This window comes from Pseudomonas atagonensis, assembly GCF_011369485.1.
Taxonomy (GTDB): Bacteria; Pseudomonadota; Gammaproteobacteria; order Pseudomonadales; family Pseudomonadaceae; genus Aquipseudomonas; species Aquipseudomonas atagonensis.
Window position 1 is genome coordinate 39,191 of the sequence record NZ_VXCA01000025.1, and the last position, 19,527, is coordinate 58,717.

At 61.8% G+C, this 19,527-nt stretch carries 16 protein-coding genes; 2 read left to right on the top strand and 14 right to left on the bottom strand.

Translation table 11 applies throughout. The annotated features are described in order from the left end of the window. Positions 1-56 precede the first annotated feature (56 nt). The 14 genes from mdcH to pilG all read right to left on the bottom strand — a co-directional run bounded on the left by mdcH (position 57) and on the right by pilG (position 17,292). Positions 57-977 (bottom strand): malonate decarboxylase subunit epsilon, encoded by a 921-nt coding sequence (gene mdcH / locus F2P67_RS15700; RefSeq protein WP_166221471.1) that lies wholly within the window; start codon positions 975-977, stop codon positions 57-59. Beyond that, positions 974-1,594, bottom strand: coding sequence for a malonate decarboxylase holo-ACP synthase (locus F2P67_RS15705; protein WP_166221473.1), 621 nt, complete (start codon positions 1,592-1,594; stop codon positions 974-976). Before F2P67_RS15705 ends, mdcH begins: the two co-directional genes overlap by 4 nt. Next, positions 1,588-2,373, bottom strand: coding sequence for a biotin-independent malonate decarboxylase subunit gamma (gene mdcE, locus F2P67_RS15710; protein WP_166221475.1), 786 nt, complete (start codon positions 2,371-2,373; stop codon positions 1,588-1,590). The genes F2P67_RS15705 and mdcE overlap by 7 nt, the downstream gene beginning before the upstream one ends. Further along, positions 2,370-3,221 carry a biotin-independent malonate decarboxylase subunit beta gene (locus F2P67_RS15715; protein ID WP_166221477.1) on the bottom strand — a complete coding sequence of 284 codons (852 nt, stop codon included), beginning with the start codon at positions 3,219-3,221 and terminating at the stop codon, positions 2,370-2,372. The genes mdcE and F2P67_RS15715 overlap by 4 nt, the downstream gene beginning before the upstream one ends. Next, on the bottom strand, positions 3,214-3,513 hold the full coding sequence (locus F2P67_RS15720) for a malonate decarboxylase subunit delta (RefSeq protein WP_003229075.1): 300 nt from the start codon (positions 3,511-3,513) through the stop codon (positions 3,214-3,216). The genes F2P67_RS15715 and F2P67_RS15720 overlap by 8 nt, the downstream gene beginning before the upstream one ends. Further along, entirely contained in the window at positions 3,513-4,385 is an 873-nt protein-coding gene (locus tag F2P67_RS15725) for a triphosphoribosyl-dephospho-CoA synthase (RefSeq protein ID WP_166221479.1), read from the bottom strand. The genes F2P67_RS15720 and F2P67_RS15725 overlap by 1 nt, the downstream gene beginning before the upstream one ends. Continuing rightward, positions 4,385-6,055, bottom strand: coding sequence for a malonate decarboxylase subunit alpha (gene mdcA / locus F2P67_RS15730; protein ID WP_166221481.1), 1,671 nt, complete (start codon positions 6,053-6,055; stop codon positions 4,385-4,387). Before mdcA ends, F2P67_RS15725 begins: the two co-directional genes overlap by 1 nt. Positions 6,056-6,348: 293 nt before the next feature. Next, positions 6,349-6,714: a DUF6124 family protein gene (locus F2P67_RS15735; RefSeq protein WP_166221483.1), complete on the bottom strand. Its 366-nt coding sequence runs from the start codon at positions 6,712-6,714 to the stop codon at positions 6,349-6,351. Between the two features lie 537 nt (positions 6,715-7,251). Continuing rightward, entirely contained in the window at positions 7,252-7,722 is a 471-nt protein-coding gene (locus F2P67_RS15740; protein ID WP_166221485.1) for a chemotaxis protein CheW, read from the bottom strand. After that, complete coding sequence (locus F2P67_RS15745) at positions 7,715-13,627, bottom strand: Hpt domain-containing protein (RefSeq protein ID WP_166221487.1); 5,913 nt, start codon at positions 13,625-13,627, stop codon at positions 7,715-7,717. The genes F2P67_RS15740 and F2P67_RS15745 overlap by 8 nt, the downstream gene beginning before the upstream one ends. An 11-nt stretch (positions 13,628-13,638) precedes the next feature. Beyond that, on the bottom strand, positions 13,639-15,699 hold the full coding sequence (locus F2P67_RS15750) for a methyl-accepting chemotaxis protein (RefSeq protein ID WP_166221489.1): 2,061 nt from the start codon (positions 15,697-15,699) through the stop codon (positions 13,639-13,641). Between the two features lie 213 nt (positions 15,700-15,912). Then, positions 15,913-16,452, bottom strand: a complete 540-nt coding sequence (locus tag F2P67_RS15755) for a chemotaxis protein CheW (protein WP_166221491.1) — start codon at positions 16,450-16,452, stop codon at positions 15,913-15,915. 10 nt (positions 16,453-16,462) lie between these two features. Continuing rightward, positions 16,463-16,828, bottom strand: a complete 366-nt coding sequence (pilH, locus tag F2P67_RS15760) for a twitching motility response regulator PilH (protein ID WP_166221493.1) — start codon at positions 16,826-16,828, stop codon at positions 16,463-16,465. Between the two features lie 59 nt (positions 16,829-16,887). Continuing rightward, entirely contained in the window at positions 16,888-17,292 is a 405-nt protein-coding gene (pilG, locus tag F2P67_RS15765) for a twitching motility response regulator PilG (protein WP_007913673.1), read from the bottom strand. Positions 17,293-17,517: 225 nt separating this feature from the next. Between pilG and gshB the strand changes: the two genes are divergently transcribed. Further along, positions 17,518-18,489, top strand: coding sequence for a glutathione synthase (gshB, locus tag F2P67_RS15770; RefSeq protein WP_064589631.1), 972 nt, complete (start codon positions 17,518-17,520; stop codon positions 18,487-18,489). A gap of 107 nt (positions 18,490-18,596) precedes the next feature. Beyond that, entirely contained in the window at positions 18,597-19,496 is a 900-nt protein-coding gene (locus F2P67_RS15775; protein WP_166221495.1) for an energy transducer TonB, read from the top strand. The last annotated feature ends 31 nt before the right edge of the window (positions 19,497-19,527 follow it).

Genomic DNA, 19,527 nt, shown 5'->3' on the forward strand with positions numbered 1-19,527 from the left:
CTCAAAGTGCATCGTCGAATGTTGTTTTTGTTGTTCGAAGCTTGAGTCGCGGCGGTTTAGGGTTGGCGGCTTCCCTCCTCGCGCAGCAGCGCCTGCAAGGTGTCGAGGCGAGCACTGTCGAAGGCAGTGACGGTGCCTTGCTCGAACACCCGGCGCGCCAGTCCGGTCAGTACGGCACCGGGCGGCAATTCGATTTGTAGACGCACACCGCGCTCGTAGGCGCTTTGCACGGTGCCGCGCCAATCCACCACGCGGCACATGTTGAAGGCGAGATCATCACGCAGCGCTGCTACTTTGGTCACAGGCCGCGCGCGACTGCCGCTCAGGTAAGCGATCTGCGGCGTTTTCAGTTCAACCCTGGCGAAAGCTTCGGCGAGGGTTTGCGCCGGTTCTTCCAGCAGCGGACAGTGCGACGGCACACTCACCGCCAGACGTTTCGCCAGGCCGGCGCCACGACTGCGCGCCAGTTCGGCGACCGCATGCATCCCTTCGTCACTGCCGGCAATCACCACCTGATTGTCGGCGTTGATGTTGGCCAGATACACCGGCGCATCCTCACTGTGCACCTGCACCAGCAGCGTCTCGACGGTGGATAACTGCAGACCGATGATCGCGGTCATGCCGTAGCCCTGTGGATAAGCCTGTTGCATCAGATCACCGCGCAGGCTGACCAGATGCAACGCATCGCTGAAGCACAACGCCCCGGCGACCACCGCTGCCGGATAAGCGCCGATGGACAGGCCGGCGACGTAATCCGCCGTCAGTCCGTCCTCTAACAACTGCCGCGACGCAGCCACGCCGGCGATCAACAGACAGAGCTGAACCGCCCTTGTCGTGCGTAATGCTTCGGCAGAATCGAGTAGCAAAACATCTTCGCCCAGCACATCGCTGGCCTCGACCAACGTTTCCCGAGGCAAGCGCTGGAGCATGCCCGCTTGCTGCGCGCCCTGGCCGGGGAACACCAGCAGGCTGCTCACGCTGCCTGCTCCTGCGGGTTCCACGGATCAATGACCAGACAAGCCTGATGAGTATTTTTCAGCAGCACGCGCGCCGAACCGCCGGCCCATTCACGCAGGGCCACGGCGCCGAACGGCGTCTGCAACTGCATGTCGACTCGGCACACAGCCTGATCGAATAGCACGACCAGTTTGCGTGCCTGATTACGCGTGATCATCTGCGGGGTACGCAGGATCAGATCGAGATCACTGGCCGCGTGCATTGCTCTAAAACCACTGGCCAACTCAAACCCGACGCTGCCGCTGATACCCCAGACCCAACCGCAATCATCGAGCATTGGCCGCAGTTGCTTGAGTGCGTGCATGACCGGCAGATCGCGTTCGCGGTCGACGTGACACAGCGCTTCGGGGCTGACCCGACAGGCAATCGAATCGACCGTCATGAACGCTGCCAGCCGTTGCTCGCGCAGCACACCGCGCACGCCGACCGCGACCAAACCTTCAGCACTCAACGCCCGCCGCACCACCACCGGTTGTCCGGACGCCAGCGACTCGACGGCCCACAGCGGCGCATCCGCCGGCAACTGCGCAGGCGTCATGCCCCAGAGCAAGTCATGGGCCAGAGGCGTTTTCACCACTGCGCCCTCAGCAGTTCACGGACTTTGCTGGAGGCTGCACGATTTTTTGCGCCAAGGCGATTGCTTAAATCAGTGCTGGCGACATCACCGATGGCTTGCTTCAGGCATTCGCTGACGCGTGCCAGATCTTCTGCGGTTGGCTGTTCGATCTGCTGCACCGACAGGGTTTCCCAGAGCAAACCGAGGCTGGCGTAACTGTCGATGTCATAGGCCATCGGCGGCACACTGGCGGCCAATGCTTCCAGTTCCTCGACACTGCGCAACGTCACCCGCGCCGCCGAAGCCTTGCCCATCGCATGCACCATCACGCCCGGATCGCGCAAAGCGATCAAGCGATTAGCCTGATAACCGTGAGCCAGAAACGCCCCGGACATGGCCTTGCCCACCAACAGCGCAATCACCGGATGCCCGGCCAAACGTGCGCGGGCATAACTGTCCGCCGCACCGGCCAGCGCCTGATGAATGCCGAGCGCTTCTTCGCGCCGGCCGTAGGCCTGACTCGGCACATCGACGATGGCGATGAACGGGCGCTTCTGCGCTTTATCGCGATCGGCAATGATCGCGTCATCCACAGCCTTGGCCAGACCCCAACCTTCGAGCAAACCGACTTCGCCATTACGAGCGCGAGGAAAACGACTGTCCGGGTCAGCAACCACCGCGATAAAACGCCCAAGCTCAGCGTCAGCAACCTTCAACGAGGCCGGCAGCCCTTCAACCACCACAGCGCCCGCACTCAATGCGTTGAACCAGTTCAAACCGCGCACGGAATAACCATTCATGAGCGCTCTCCTTGATACAGATCGCGAACCACCGACGGTTCGATTTGCGGGTCAGTGTTCAGACTGCCGAGGCGTTGCAAAAACCATTCGGCACGTTGGCTGCGCGGTTGTGCCGGCAGACCTAGTTGCAGCAATTCGCCAACCTGCTGACGAATTTTCGCCACGTCATCGGCGACATAACGATCCACCAGACCGCTGGCGAAACGCTGCTCGCCACCGGTCAGGCTCCAGATGAAAGGCCGGTCGCGCGAGTCGTATTCTTCGATCCCGGCTTCCTGCTCAATCACCTGCGGGCCGTTCAAGCCGAGGCGCGCTTCCTGAGTCACCAGCAAATAGCTGCACAGCGCGGCGGCAATCGACATGCCACCAAAGCAGCCAACGCTACCGGCGACCACACCGACCACCGGTTGGTACTGCTGCAAATCGACAATCGCCGCATGAATATCAGCAATCGCCGCCAACCCAAGATTGGCTTCCTGCAAACGTACGCCACCGGTTTCCAGCAACAACACCGCGCGGGTCGGGATGCCTTTGCGGTTATCTTCGGCGGCCAGCTCCAACGCGCCAGCAATCTTCGCCCCGCCAACTTCACCGAGGCTGCCGCCCTGAAACGCGCCTTCAATCGCCGCGATGACCACCGGCAAACCATCGAGCTTGCCCTTGGCGATCACCACGCCGTCATCGGCCTGCGGCACCACGCCCTGGCGTTCGAGCCACGGCGACATGACGCGTTGAAACGGGTCGAGCAATTCGCGAAAGCTGCCGGCATCAAGTAAGGCTTTCGCCCGTTGCCGCGCGCCGAGTTCGACGAAGCTGTGTTTGTTGAGCAACGCTGCGCTGTCAGTCATGGCCGATCTCCTCGAAACCTTGTTCCAGACGCAGACGCACCACGCCGGGTGTCGCGCCGAAATCGTGGATATCGATGGCCATGGCCGGCGGCGTGGTGCCGTCGAACATCCGCGCAAACAGATGCTGCCAGCGCTGCTGCGCACCGTTGACCGAGGTCTGCACATTGATCGTCAGCTTGCCGGCCAGCCCCGGTTCGATCAGCACTTCCAGATCACCCGAGCCGACACAACCGACCAGCGCACGCCCACGTGGCGGCTGCCCGGCGGGGAATTCAAACGATAAGGTTTCCATCAAAACGCTCCCTGAAGGATGCCGTCGCGCTCGATACGGTCGAGCAGCAGTGTGGCGGCTAGCAAGTCGGCGGCGCCACCGGGCGAGGCATTCAATGCGATGAGTTGTTGATCCAGCTCGTGCAGGCGCCGACGACCGCTGAGGCTGGCGCTGCCACCGGCGTCGAGCACCGCTTGCGCGCCGAGTTGCATGGCTTGCAAACCCTCTTCGCCGGCGCGGTAAAGCACGCAGGTGTCAGCAAGGTCGGTCATGATCGCCAGCAAAGCATCGAGCCTCGCGTTCTGTTCGCCGTGACCGCTCGCGCGGCTGCGTTTGAGTTGTGGCAAGCCGCGTTGCAGCACCGAAGGAAAGCCGAGCTGCGCTTCTTCGCGGGCACCGCGAGCGCCGTAACGCAGCGCGACCTGCGCGCCGTGGCTCAAGGGTTGTGGGGCGTAGCGATCATCCAGCAAGGCCAGACGGGCGGCGCGCAGGGAAACCGCGTTGTTGCCGCAAGATTGCGGTTCCAGCGCAGCGGCCGTCACCACCAGGCCCAAGGCCCAGATCGCCCCGCGATGCGTGTTCACGCCGTTGGTGGTCGCGAGCATTGCCTGTTCGCCTTCACGGCCGATCCGGCCAATCGCCTCGCGCAATGGCAGGCCGACTTCGCCAATGGCCAATGCAGATTCGGCCATTTCCTTGAACGCCGGCCACAATGACAGCGCCGACGCGTGCATCAGGCCCAGGTGCAAATCGGTGTGCGCGCCGTTGCCACGACGATCGACCAGCGCCGGTTTCGGCGACAGATCGGCTTCGTCGATCAACGCGTCCACCGCCAGATCGGCCAGTCGGTCAGCCAGGGACAGCGGTTTCGCTTGCAGGTTGAGTGCGTGCATTACCAGCTCCTGAACTTGGCGGGCGGGTTGTAGAGGCCGCCGGACCACTCGACCAGATCGGCCACGCTCTTCGCCGCGAGCAATTCACGGGTGGCGTCGGTGCGGCGGATGCCGAGGTCTTCGGGCAAGGCGATCAGGCCTTCGCGGCGCATGCGTTCGGTATCTTTCGGGTTGTGCCGCAGGCCGATGGCGGTGACGCCCGCAACAGCGGCGATCATTGCCTGGCGCTCTTCCAGCGAGCGCGCCTTGTACAGGTAAGCGATACCTTCTTCGGTGAGCAGGTGAGTGACGTCGTCGCCGTAGATCATGATCGGCGCCAACGGCATGCCACTTTTCTTTGCCACTTCGACCGCGTCGAGGGTTTCGACGAAGGTCGGTTTGCCGCCCTCCTGGAACGTCTCGACCATTTGCACCACGAGTTTCTTGCCGCGGTCGAGCATCGGTTGCTGCGAATCGTCATGGCGCATGTCGAGCCAGGCCGGAGTGCCGTGACGACGGCCGCGCGGGTCGTGACCCATGTTCGGTGCGCCGCCGAAGCCGGCGAGGCGACCACGGGTTACGGTTGAAGAATGACCATCGCCATCGACTTGCAGGGTTGCGCCGATGAACAGGTCCACCGCGTACTGCCCGGCCAGTTGGCAGAACATCCGGTTGGAGCGCAGCGAGCCGTCGCGGCCGGTGAAGAACACGTCCGGGCGGGCGGCGATGTAGTTTTCCATGCCCAGCTCGGTGCCGAAGCAATGCACGCTCTCGACCCAACCACTTTCAATCGCCGGGATCAGCGTCGGGTGCGGGTTGAGCGTCCAGTTGCGGCAGATCTTGCCCTTGAGGCCGAGGGACTCGCCGTAGGTCGGCAGGATCAATTCGATGGCCGCGGTGTTGAAACCGATGCCGTGGTTGAGCGACTGCACGTTGTGTTTTTCGTAGATGCCGCGAATCGCCATCATCGCCATCAGCACATGCACAGGCTTGATATGCCGTGGGTCGCGGGTAAACAGCGGTTCGATGTAGAACGGCTTGTCGGCGACCACGACGAAATCGACCCAAGAGGCCGGGATATCCACGCGGGGCAGTTCACTGACGTCATCGACCAATTGGTTGACCTGGACGATGACGATGCCGTCGCTGAACGCGGCCGGTTCGATCAGCGCCGGGGTGTCTTCGGTGCTCGGGCCGGTATAGATGTTGCCGGCACGGTCGGCCATGAACCCGGCCGAGAGCACGACATTGGGGATCAGATCCACCACCAGCCGGGCGTAAAGTTCGATGTAGGTGTGAATCGCGCCGACTTCCAGCAGACCGTCTTCAAGCAACTGGCTGATGCGCAGACTCTGGGTGCCGGCGAAGGAGAAATCGAGCTTGCGGGCGATGCCGCGTTCGAACAGGTCGAGATGCTCGGAGCGACCGACGCTGGGCATGATCATGTGCAGATCGTGGAGCTTTTCCGGGTCAGCCTTGACCAGGGAACGGGAAAGGAAATCCGCCTGTTTCTGGTTGTTGCCTTCCAGCACCACTCGGTCGCCGGGATGGATCAGCGCTTCGAGCGCGGCGACGATCTTGTCGGTGGGCAACACCACACCGTCGGCCAGCCCGCGCACCTTGTCGAGGCGACGCTGCTTCTCGTCACGCCGCCGCGTCCAGCGCGAGTCGGGGGAAATTGTTGTTGTCATGCTCACTCCACGGGGTTCGCTGTCGTGGAGCCAAGTTAGGCGTGTGGGTGGGAAGCATCAATCAAGCATGACGGTGAATCATTACGCTCAGGGTAACGATCAAGAGCACCCCTCACCCTAGCCCTCTCCCAGGGGAGAGGGGACTGATTGGGGGATGCTCAAGGAATACACCGACCTGATCGTGCTCTACCGAATCCATAATCGACGGGGTATTTCAGGTCGATGTAAAGCGCAAGACACCTCGGTCGGCCCCCTCTCCCTCCGGGAGAGGGCTGGGGTGAGGGACTTTTTGCTTACTCGGTCGGCACTAACTTGTCCAACACGCGATTGACCGCCAACTCGGCCAGCATCACGACTTGCGCGATGCCTTGCAGGGTTTTGCGGTGGGTGCCTTCGACCATCGCCACATGGTTGTGCAGCATGACGGTGGCAGAGCCGAGCGTTTCACTGGCATCGGCCAGCAGGGATTCGGTGTCGGCTTCGGGGCTGGCCATGTACAGCGTGTTGGGGGTGTAAGGCGTGGCCATGAGGTCGGCGTTGGTAGGGCCGAGGTAATGGTCGAGGGCGCGCTCGGCGGCTTCGTGGAATTTCTTTGAGTCGGGGGATTCGTAGGGGGATGCCAGGTCGGTGGGCGGCGGGTTAGGCGTTACTTTGAACATGGGGATGAACCTCTATTAGGCCTCACCATCTCGCTGCTAAACGGTAGGGTGGCGGCTATGCGCAAGTTAGCAGACCGGTCAAACCCCAACCCGGCGCACCCGAAGGTGCCATGCGCACAGCCACCATCAAGCACAGGCGAATGCCTGACTGGATGAAACTTGTACAACCGAGGTAAGGACAAAGCCGGGCTGCTAAACCCGATCACTGGGAATCAGTGACCCGATCCACGTTACGCAGCCAGCCCACGGCGCACAAGCCGGCGGATTCTGGTGCATGCGTAGGCAGCGGCGCAAGGATTTGTAGGCCAGTGAGCGGTAACACCGAGTGTCTTTAAACAGCCGCGGCTGAAAACGTTTATGGCGCTACAAAAATCCGCGATTTGCCTATAGACATTGGTTGATGCGACTGGCGCCTTCGGGAGCAAGCCCCCTCCCACAGGGGATTTGTATCGTCTACAAAATCTGCATTCACTGAAGATCCCTTGTGGGAGCGGGCTTGCTCGCGAAGAGGCCAGTCTGAACACCAAAAACCTTGGATCAATGGATCAGCCCGGCATCCACCAACAACTTCTCCAGCCCAAGCAAGTCAGGCACCTTCGCCACCTGCTCTCCCACCTGCACCGCCGCCTGTTCCAGCGCACACAACGGCACATCGACATAACTCAACTGACTGTCGAGCTTGTAAGACCGTGGAATCCCCTGCACCAGCAACGCGATGAACTTCAACTCGGGCAGCCCGCCGAGGGCATTGAGGATGACGATGCGCGCACGCTCGCCGATGACGATTTTCTGCCCGCACGCCGACTCGAAACTGAGTAACGGAATCTGCCGCTCTCGCCAGGTCACGCGCCCCAGATACCACGGTGGCGTGTCCAGATCGAAGGCGCTGGCCTGGTAGTCGATCAACTCGGCGACGGCGACGTTGGGCAGAATCAGGTTGCGATCTGCCAGCGGCAACAACAGGCCAGTCAGTTGGCTGGTGCGCGGATTGTGCCGGCGTTCATGCATGTTTCTTGCTCCAGTGGGCAATGCTTTCGAGCAGCACAGACTCCTGATACGGCTTGCCGAGGTAGTCGTTGACGCCAATGGCCATGGCGCGGTCGCGGTGCTTCTGGCCGGTGCGCGAGGTGATCATGATGATCGGCAGGTGTTGCAGGCGTTCGTCGTTGCGCACCTGGGTGGCGACTTCGAAACCGTCCATCCGCGGCATTTCGATGTCGAGCAGCATCAAGTCGGGCATGTGCTCTTCGAGCAGCAACATGGCGTCGACCCCGTCCTTGGCGGTCAGCACGTTCATGCCGTGGCGTTCGAGCAAACGGCTGGTGACCTTGCGCACGGTGACCGAGTCATCGACCACCATGACCAGCAGCGGTTTGTGCGGTTCGCTGTCGATGTCCGGCTGCATCGCAGGCTGCGCCACCCGCGCCTGCATCGCACGGATCGGCGCGAGCAGATCCAGAATCAGTACCACCCGGCCATCGCCAAGAATCGTCGCGCCCGACACGCCCTGCACCGCCGCGAACTGCGGGCCGAGGCTTTTCACCACAATTTCGCGGGTACCGGCCATGGCATCGACCTGCACGGCAATGTGGCGGTCGTTGTAATGCACCAGCAGGACCGGCACTGGCAGGTTCTGGCCCAGCAGTTTCGACCGGGGCGCGGTTTTCAGCAGCTCGCCGAGGTAGCACAGTTCATAGGTCTGGCCGCCATATTGGTAGCGCGGCGGATCCTGGCGGAAGTGCCCTTCCAGATCATTGGGCAACACCCGGACGATGCCTTCGATGGTGTTCAGCGGTATCGCGTACTGATCCTCACCGCACTGCACCATCAGCGCACGGTTGACCGAAACAGTGAACGGCAGACGAATGCGAAAATGCACGCCCTGCCCCGCCACCGAGTCGATGCTCATGCTGCCGCCCAATTGGCGGACTTCTTCGTGCACCACGTCCATGCCGACGCCACGCCCGGAAATCTGGGTGATTTTCTCGGCGGTAGAGAACCCCGGCTGCAGGATGAACTGCAACACGTCGCGGTCACTGATCTCGGCGTCCGGGGCGAGCAAACCGCGTTTGATCGCCTTGCGCCGCACGGCTTCCAGCGGCACCCCGGCGCCGTCGTCGCGGATGTCGAAAACGATGTCGCCGCCCTCGCGGGACAGGTCGAGGCTGATCTGCCCCTGCGCCGGTTTGCCCGCCGCCAGCCGCGCTTCGGCAGACTCCAGACCATGGTCGACGGCGTTGCGCAGCATGTGTTCCAGCGGCGCGGCCATGCGTTCGAGCACGTTGCGATCCATCTCGCCTTCGGCATTGCCGACGACGAAGGCAACGTCTTTGTTCAGCTCTTCGGCAACTTGGCGGACGATACGTTTGAGGCGCGGCAACATCCGCTCGAACGGCACCATGCGCGTGCGCATCAGGCCTTCCTGCAACTCGGTGTTGATCCGCCCCTGTTGCTGCAACAGGTTTTCGGCGTCGTGATTGCGCCGGTCGAGGGTTTCCTTCAAGTCGAGCAGGTCGGAGGCCGATTCAAACAGCGCCCGCGACAGTTGCTGCAACTGCGAATGGCGGTCCATTTCCAGCGGGTCGAACTCTTCGTAGCCGAGGCGTTCGGCATCGACTTGCTGACGGCTGAGAATCCGCCCCTGGGTTTCGATATCGAGACGGCGCAGTTGATCGCGCATGCGCTCGATGGTGGTTTCCATCTCGTTCAGCGCGACCTGTGCATCGTTGACCTGCTGCTCGATACGCCCGCGGAAAATCGAGGTTTCCCCGGCCAGGTTCACCAGCTCATCGAGCAGTTCGGCGGAGACTTTGACCATGTCCGCGCCGGCATCGGCGGCCGGTGCGGCGGCTTCGGTTTTCACCGGCATCGGCAGCAACGCAGGTGTTTCCAGCGCCACCGGGTGACTGAAGTTCTGGATCGCATTGATCAGCCGGTCAGCCGGCGGGCACGGTTGCCCGGCACGCACGGCGTCGAGCATTTGCGCCAGACGGTCATGGCCACGCTGAACCAGCGCGAACAGTTCAGTTGAAGCCTGCAACGTTCCTGCAGAGAGACTTTCGTAGAGGTATTCCAATTCATGGGCGAGGTCGCCGATCGGGCCGATCTCGACCATCCGCGCGCCGCCCTTGAGGGTGTGCAGATCGCGCAGCAGGGTTTCCACTTCCTGGCGGTTGCCCGGTTCGGCCTGCCAGCGCACCAGCGCGGCGCCGGAGTTTTCGATGATGTCGAAACCTTCTTCAAGGAAGATTTCCAGCAGTTCCGGATCGTGCCCGGCGCCATCGTGACCGGCCACCGGTTGCACAGTTTCAGCGCTGAGCACGGCGCCCTGACGCAGCTGCCGAATCCCGTCGATCAGCGCCAGAACCGGGCTGAGCGGCTGGTGGTTTTGCAATTGCTCAAGCAGCAACGCCAGATGATCGTGGCTTTCTTTCAGCAGCCGGCCAAGCGCTTCGCTGTGGCTGTAGCGCCGATCCACCAGCCCTTCGTACAGGCTTTCCAGCTCTTGGGCGAGATCAGCGATGGCCTCGACTTGCGCCATTCGCGCACCGCCCTTGAGGGTGTGCAGATCGCGCTGCAACGACGACAGCGGTGCGCTGTTGTCCGGGTCACCGAGCCAGCGCTGCAAGGCCTGACCGGCACTGTCGAGAATGTCCACGGCCTCTTCGAGGAAGATCTCGACGATCTCGTCATCGGCGTCAAACGTGGTCGCCGACTGCTGCAGTTCTGCCGTCGCGCTGCCCAGTTCGCGGATGCTCAGACTGCGGCTGCCGTCGCTGCGGATCAGGCCCATGGCGCCCGGATCGAGGCTTTCGTCGAGCAGTTCGTGCAAGGCGCGGATACGTTGCGGTTGCGGCGTGATTTCCTGACCGGCGGCCAGTTCATCGAGCATGTTGATCAGCGCTTCGTGGGCCAGTTGCGCCTCATGGAAAAACCGCTCGCTGACCGCCAGGCTGCTTTCTTCCACGGCACCGTAGAGGTCGAGCAAGGCTTCGCACAACACATCCACCGGCAGCAGATCCGCCAGGTGTGCGCCTTCGCCGAGGGTGGTCAGTTCATCGAGCAATGCGCTGAGTTCCTGACGCTCGCCAGGGTGTTGCTGCCAGCGCTGCAGCAGGCTTTCGGCGTCGAGCAGGATGTCCATGCCCTGGGCGAGGAAGTTGTTGATCAGCTGCGGATCGCGCTTGATCCGCAGGCCGGTGTTCGGCGCATTGAGGATTGTTTGCAGACGCTCGGCAAGCAGGGCTTCGGTGCGTTTGATCAGCGATTGCGCGCCGACAATCGGCGCCAGCGGATCGTGCTTGAGCTGGCGCAGACCGACGCGGAACAGGCCCTCGGCTTCGAGGAGCAATTCCACCTCGTCGAGATCCAGCGGCAGTTGATGCGCCTTGAACTCCCGGGCCAATTGATCGAGCGCCGCCGCCAGTTCGGCAATCGGCACGACGCCGGCCATCGACGCGCTACCCTTGAGGGTGTGCAAGGCGCGCTGCAATTCATCGCTGGCTTGCAGCGGCACGTGTTCGGCGGCTTGATCGAGAAAGCGGTTGAGGCTGGCGAGGTGGGTTTCGGCCTCGTTGCGGAAGATCTCCAGCAACAGTGGATCGAGCGCCGCGACATCGTCGACATCTTCGGCCGCCAGCGGTGCATCACCCTTGGCCAATGCGTGGGCACGTGCCGCCAGTTGATCGACATCACTGCGCTGGCGTTGACTGTGGGTGGCGAACTCGCCGATCAGCTCAGGCAGCAACAGCACCGTATCGGTGAGCAATTGCGGGACCACGCGACCCGGTTCGATGCTTTGTTCCAGGACACGGTTGAGCAGGTTTTCCACGGCCCAAGCCAATTCACCGAGCACCAGCGCACGCACCATACGCCCGCTGCCCTTCAAGGTGTGGAAGGCGCGGCGCAGCTCAGTCAGCGCATCGCGATCCTGCGGGTTGGCAGTCCAGCGTGGCAAGTATTCGTGGAGAACTTCGAGGACTTCGTCAGTCTCCTCGAGAAAAACTTCACGCAGTTCATCGTCCACCGGCTCCTCATCGAGCGGTGGCGGCATCAGGCTGCCGGGCGTGATCAACGCTGGCGGGTTGAGCGCGGAAACCGGGCTGGCCAGGACGTCGGCCAGCGTTTGCACGACCTGTGGATCGTCCAGCGCCTGCATATCCTGCATCACCAGTGCTTCGCTGGGGCTGAGCACGTCGTCGAGCACCGGCACGTGCTGCTCGCCGGGCGCTTCGTCGGGAAAGAAGCCGAGGCTGGCGAGTGATTTCTGTGCGACATCCAGCAACTGTTCGCTCGGCGCCTGCGGATCATCGCTCAAGCGTTCAAGGTAATACTCTAGGCTGCTGATGACGTCGGCGAGGTTATCCAGTTGCTGCCAACCCGGCTCGTGCGGATCGAGCAGCAGGTGCTCGCGGATATAGCCGTTGCAGGCTTCGACCAGGCTGGCCGCGCGACTCAGCGGAATCATCGCCAGCGCGCCGCGCACCTGGGTCAGCAGCGCGGGCAAGCCCTGCAGATGCTGACGGTCCCAATCGGCGTCGATGTAGTCGACGATCATGTCCTTGGCCTGTTGCAGGCAGATGCGTGCTTCCTTGATGACGATCTGATGGATCTGCGTCAGGTCAGTGGTCGGCAGGCGCGAGTCTTCGGGGTTTTCCGGTTCGACCGTGCCGACCATCCCGGCCAGCGTCGCTTCGACGTAAAGCAAGGCACCGGCCACGTCCATGAGGATCGCGTCGTTCGGTTCGCGTTGGCCCTGGGCAAGGCTGAGCACCACCGCCAGTTGATCGATGATGACCTTGCGCGGCTGACCGAAACCGAGCACCGCGAGGGTGTCGGCGATCTGCCGCAGCGGCGCCAGCAAGTTGTCCAGATCGGAGGCGTGCTGGCGGTCACTGCGCACGAACAGGTCGAGGCGTTCCTTGACCCGCACCAACTCCTCGCACAACGCGGTCAACACCGAGCGCATCGCATCGCGGTCAGGGCCGGCGAGGCGCGCGCGTTCTTCGTCGACCATCGCGCTGTCGGGCAATGCGTCGTCCAGGGAGTAGCGATCTTTCATGGTCAGCATCTGCCTGGTGGGATGTTCGGCCTTGGCAATATAGAACAACAGACTTTTCAGCAGCTCCGCCGGTGGCGGCTGATTGAGGCCGGACATGCCCTGTTCGAGCAGGCGCTTGAGTTCCTTGTCGGCATCCTTGAACAGGCTGCGCAGCGCCGGGCTGTTGGCGATCACACCTTCGCGCATGCCTTCGACCAGCGCCGAGGCGACTTGCCACAACGGACTCAAAGGCGCCTCGCCACTCAGTGCTTCGAGGCGGGTGAAGACTTTGGCCAGGTAACCGAGGTGGGTCTGATCGTCCTGCTCGCGCAGCAACCCGACCAGCGCCATTTGCAGCATCTGGCGCAATTTGCGCAGCACGTTCGGCAGTTCCGCAGGTTCCAGCAGGGTCAGCGCCTCTGAGCTCAACGGTACAAGCTCCGGCAGTTGCGGACTGAACAGGCTGGTTTCCGAGAGCAGGCTTTCGCCCCGGGCGCTGCGCAAATCGTTGATCAGCGGCAACACCACCAGCGGCAGATCGCGGCGGGCGTTCTGCACGCGGTCGAGGTAGATCGGCAACTGCCCCAGCGCCTGCAACAACAGGTGCAACGCTTCGTCGCGATGGGCGACGCGTTCGTGTTGCAGGGCTTCGACCAGATGCTCCATTTCTTCGGCGAGCAGCGCTGCGCCGTAGAACTCGACGATCTGCAGGCTGCCGTGCACCTGATGAATGTAATCCAGGCATTCGTCCAGCCCGGGGAAGGCCTGCGGATCATCGAGCACCGCTTCAATCGCCTGGTGCGCCTGCTTCAGCGTTTCGGCAATTTCGCCTTTGACCCATTCGAGGGCCACATAGTCGTGCCGATCAGCCATAACCGCTCCACTCACGCCTTATCCGTCGCCGGTGCCGAGGCCGCCGGCAAAGTGAAACCGGACACCGAACGCCGCAGCTGACTGGCCATTTTCGCCAGATTGCCGATGCTTTCGGCGGTGGCCGTGGAGCCGGACGAAGTCTGCGAGGTGATCTGCTGGATCACGTTCATCGTCAGGGAAATCTGCCCGGCCGAAGACGTCTGCTGCTGCGCCGCGTTGGAAATGCTCTGAATCAGCGCCGCAAGGGTCTTGGACACGCCTTCGATTTCTTCCAGGGCCACACCGGCATCCTGCGCCAGTCGCGCGCCGCGCACCACTTCAGTCGTGGTCTGCTCCATGGATATTACCGCTTCGTTGGTGTCGGTCTGAATCGCCCGCACCAGGGTTTCGATCTGCCGGGTAGCGGCGGACGAGCGCTCGGCCAGCCGCTGCACTTCGTCGGCCACCACGGCGAAACCGCGTCCGGCATCCCCGGCCATCGACGCCTGAATCGCTGCGTTGAGGGCGAGGATGTTGGTCTGGTCGGCAATGTCGTCGATCAGGCTGACGATGTCGCCGATTTCCTGCGAAGACTCGCCCAGACGCTTGATGCGTTTGGCGGTGTCCTGAATCTGTTCGCGAATGTTGTCCATGCCGTGGATGGTGTTGTGCACCACCTCGTTGCCCTTGTTGGCGATTTCCACCGAGCGCTCGGCCACCGCCGAGGATTCGGCGGCGTTGGCCGAGACCTGATCGATGGACTCGGCCATGTCGCTGATCGCGGTCGACGCTTCGGAAATCTGCTGGGCCTGATGCTCCGAGGCCTGGGCCAGGTGCATGGCGGTGGCCTGCGTTTCCTGCACCGCAGCGGCGACCTGCCCAGCGGTGAGGTTGATCGTCGCGACCAGATCGCGCAACTGGTCGACGGAATAGTTGATCGAGTCGGCGATGGTGCCGGTGAAGTCTTCGGTCACCGAGGCGGTCACGGTGAGATCGCCGTCAGCCAGATCCTCGATTTCGTCGAGCAGGCGCATGATCGCGTTCTGGTTGCGCTCGTTCTTCTCGGCGGTCTCGCGCAACTGGCGATTGGTTTCGCGAACCATGACCATGCCGATCAGAATGATCGACGCCAGCGCCAGCAAGCCCAGCACATAACCGCCGATGGTGTCGGTGTTGCGCCCGCCGGCAAGGTTTTCAAAACCGCTGGCCAGGTGCGAGGCTTCGTCGAGCAGGGTTTGCGAGAGGCTGAAGATATTGGTCGCCGATTCGCGAACCTTGAACAGCTCCGGCGAAGTTTCGAGGATTTCATCCACCGAACCCGAGACGAACTGGAACAGCTCGGAAATCTCGCTCAAGCGAGCACGGGCATCACGGTCTTCGACCTGACTGATTTTCAGTGCCGGGTTGCCCTGCAGCATGCCGTTGAGCACCTGGCCGAAACGCGTGGCATCACGGCCAAAGGCGTCGGCGGCTTGCTGCGAGTTTTCGTCACCGGCCAGCACGGTGTTGACCGCGCCGAGGATGCGTTCGGCCAGCAGCGATTGACGCTGGGCCATCGCCACCTGCGCGGCCGGAGCACCGCGTTGCAGAAGGATCTCGACGACTTTTTCGTATTCGATCTGCAGCTGCGGCACGGTTTCCGCCAGCGTGGCCGCCACCTGATGCAGGGACAGTACGGTCTGTTCGCTGGAAAGGATCGCGTCGGTGTTTTTCAGCAGGCGTTCCCAGTCCAGCTGCACGGCGCGCATTTCCGGGCGCACGGTGGAAGGCGCCGGCGGCAGACCGGTGTCCGGATCGCCTTTTTTCAGGTAACCCCAGCGCCGGGCAAAATCGTTGCGTGCGTCGCTGAGCAACTTGAACGCCGCGGCCTTGCCGGCGGCGGCTTCGGTGGCGTTCTTGGCGATACGTTGCGAGAGGACGCGCAGCTCACCGGCGTGGCCGATGTACTGCTTGTCGTAGTTCGCCTGGGTATTGAGGTACGCGAAGTTGGCGAACAGCAGCATGATGAACACGATCAGTGCGATGAACAGCACAATGATCTGCGAGCGACTGCGCGATCCTTCCGCCGGCTTGCCTGTTTTTGCTTTTGTCATCGGTCCTCGCCTGTTTGAAGCTCACCGAAGAACCAGTGAGAACTAACCTTGTGGCGAGGGGATTTATCCCCGTTCGGCTGCGAAGCAGTCGCAAAAAATCGCAGGCGTTGACGATGGTCAAACGTTGCAGATTTTGGGGCCGCTGCGCGACCCAACGGGGATAAATCCCCTCGCCACATGGCCCGCTCCCACATGGGTTCTGTGTTGTTTCGACTAAATTGCCACACTCATGAACACCGGGGACTTCGCCAGCGCAAACAGACTGAACACCCGCCAGTTCTGCTCGCGCCGGAAATAGCCTTTGACGAACTCGGCCTTCGAACCCTGGCGCTTGCTGATCGACAACGGTTCGAAACTGTTCTGTTCGAAGTGCTGCAAGCCGATCACCTCATCGACCATCAGCCCGGCAAACACGTCGCCATGCTCCACCACCAGCACCCGCCGCTGTTTGCGCAACGGCGACAGCTCATGCCCGAAGAAACCGCACAGGTCCATGATCGGCAGCAAACGCCCACGCAGGTTAGCCACGCCTCTGACCCACGGCTTGACCCCGGGCAATTGCGTGAAGCGCGGTTCGTGCAGCACTTCGCTGACTTCGCCCATCGGCGCGACGTACCAGTGTTCGCCAAGGCGAAAGCCGATACCGCTCCAGCGATCCTGGCGCGCCGGTTGCGACGGCAGGTCGGCCGCCAGCAAGCGGCAGCGCTGGTCGATTTGCCACAGCAGTTCGAACGCGGTCAGCGACTCGCTCATGACGGCGCGATCAGCCTTTGAGTACGTTGTTCAGGGTTTTGATCAGGATGTCTTCTTCGACAGGTTTGGTCAGGTAGTCCTTGGCGCCCTGACGGGTGCCCCAGACCTTGTCGGTTTCCTGATCCTTGGTGGTGATGATGATCACCGGGATGTGACTGGTCTCGGCATCCTTGGTCAACTGACGGGTCGCTTGGAAACCGTTGAGGCCCGGCATGACGATGTCCATCAGCACGGCGTCGGGTTTTTCCTGACGGGCCAGCGCCACGCCATCGGCGCCGTTTTCGGCTTTGAGCACTTCATGGCCGTGCTTTTCGAGCATGCCGGTCAGTTTGTACATTTCAGTCGGCGAATCATCGACGATCAGGATACGTGCCATGGTTTTCCCCATTTTCTTGTCGACCCCCGGCCCGCTGGCCGAGCGTCACTGTACGTGTCTTACTGCGGCAAAACGGCGGCGAAGCCCGGAACATGGGCCTGGATCGCGTTGAGCAGTTCTTCCTTGCTGAAAGGCTTGGTCAAAAATTGATCGGAGCCGACAATCCGCCCCTTGGCCTTGTCGAACAGCCCGTCCCGGGACGACAGCATGATCACCGGTGTGGCCTTGAACGCACTGTTGTTCTTGATTAAAGCGCAGGTCTGATAACCATCCAGACGCGGCATCATGATGTCGACAAAAATGATCCCGGGGTGGTTATCGGCAATCTTCGCCAACGCGTCGAATCCGTCGATCGCCGTGATGACTTCGCAACCGACATTTTTCAAAAGTGTTTCGGCGGTGCGTCGAATCGTTTTCGAGTCGTCGATCACCATGACCTTCAAGGCGCTGGACTGCTGTTCCATAAGAGGGCTCTACCGTCGCCTTTGCGAATCAAATTGTCCGTTTTGCGATGAGTAATGGCTGGAAACCCTTGATGCTCAAGGGCCAGCACGCTGTGCCAGCCTTTTTAGCACAGTCTCCAGATGCAATCTATCGACGGGTTTTTCCTTGACCGAAAACCCGCCCGGCGCCACTCTGGCGGCACTTTTTTCATACCGATCCGGTAGCCAATTTTCGAGGAAAACCCAATGAGCGTTCGCGTCGGGATTGTCATGGACCCTATCGCCAGCATCTCCTATAAAAAGGATAGCTCGCTGGCCATGCTGCTGGCGGCGCAGAAGCGCGGCTGGGAACTGTTCTATATGGAGCAGCGCGACCTGTATCAGGCCGAAGGTCAGGCGCGGGCGCGGATGAAACCGCTGAAAGTCTTCGCCAATCCGGAAAAATGGTTCGAACTGGACGCCGAACAGGACAACCTGCTGAGCGATCTGGACGTGATCCTGATGCGCAAGGATCCGCCGTTCGACATGGAGTTCGTCTACTCCACCTACCTGCTCGAACAGGCTGAAACCGCTGGTGTGCTGGTGGTCAACAAGCCGCAGAGCCTGCGCGACTGCAACGAAAAACTGTTCGCCACGCTGTTCCCGCAGTGCACACCGCCGACCATCGTCAGCCGTCGCGCCGATGTGCTGCGTGAGTTCGCCGCGAAACACGGCGACGTGATTCTCAAGCCGCTGGACGGCATGGGCGGCACGTCGATTTTCCGTCATCGTGCCGGTGATCCGAACCTGTCGGTGATTCTCGAAACCCTGACCGCCCTCGGCGGCCAACAGATCATGGGCCAGGCTTACTTGCCGGCAATCAAGGACGGCGACAAGCGCATTCTGATGATCGACGGCGAGCCTGTGGATTACTGCCTGGCGCGGATCCCGGCGCAGGGCGAAACCCGTGGCAACCTCGCCGCCGGTGGCCGTGGTGAAGCCCGGCCGCTGACCGACAAGGATCGCTGGATCGCCGCTCAGGTCGGCCCGACCCTGCGTGAAAAGGGTCTGTTGTTCGTCGGTCTCGACGTGATCGGCGAGAACCTCACCGAAATCAACGTCACCAGCCCGACCTGTATCCGCGAAATCGACAATGCCTTTGGCACTGACATCGGCGGCATGCTCATGGATGCGATCGACAAGAAGCTGCAAGCCGCCGGCAAAAAGCCGCAAGCTTGACGTGCGTCACATGCAGCCTGTCGCTTGAAGCGTGAAGCCCAAGGCGTGAAACCGACATTGCGTTATCATGCACAGCCTCTGAAAAACGCGATGTTGGTTTTCTTGTCATGACCCTCCCGTCCGATCTGCCCGCAGAACTCGCCCACCGTGGCGTGCGCCCGGCCGATCGCCTCGGATTTACCCTGTTTCTTGCGGCGCTGATTCACTTGGCGCTGCTACTGGGCGTCGGCTTCACCATGGTCGAGCCCAAGCAAATCAGCAAAACCCTGGAAATCACCCTCGCCACCTTCAAGAGCGAAAAGAAGCCCGAGAAGGCTGACTTCCTCGCCCAGGAACATCAGGAAGGCAGCGGCACGCTGGACAAGAAGGCGATCCCGAAGACCACCGAGGTCGCGCCATTCCAGGACAATCAGGTCAAAAAAGTCACGCCGCCACCGGCCGCCAAGCCCGAAGTGCAGGAGGCCGCACCCAAAGCCGCCGTGACCACCGTGGCGCCTAAACCGAAAAAGGCGCCAACCAAGAAAGAAGAAGCCAAGACCGAGGTCAAACCGACAGTCGACGCACCGGAGTTCGACAGCTCACAGTTGTCCAGCGATATTGCCAGTCTCGAAGCGGAACTGGCCAAGGAACAACAGTTGTATGCCAAGCGCCCGCGCATTCACCGCTTGAGCGCGGCGTCGACCATGCGCGACAAGGGTGCCTGGTACAAGGATGACTGGCGCAAGAAAGTCGAGCGCATCGGCAACCTCAACTACCCCGAGGAAGCGCGACGCAAGCAGATCTACGGCAACCTGCGGCTGATGGTCTCGATCAACCGCGACGGCTCGCTGTACGAAGTGCTGGTGCTGGAATCGTCCGGCCAGCCGCTGCTCGATCAGGCAGCGCAGCGCATCGTCCGTCTGGCGGCGCCGTTTGCCCCGTTTACCGGGGACTTGTCGGACATCGACCGCCTGGAAATCATCCGCACCTGGAAATTCGCCCGGGGCGACAAACTTTCAAGCAACTGAATATTCCTGTGGCGAGGGGATTTATCCCCGC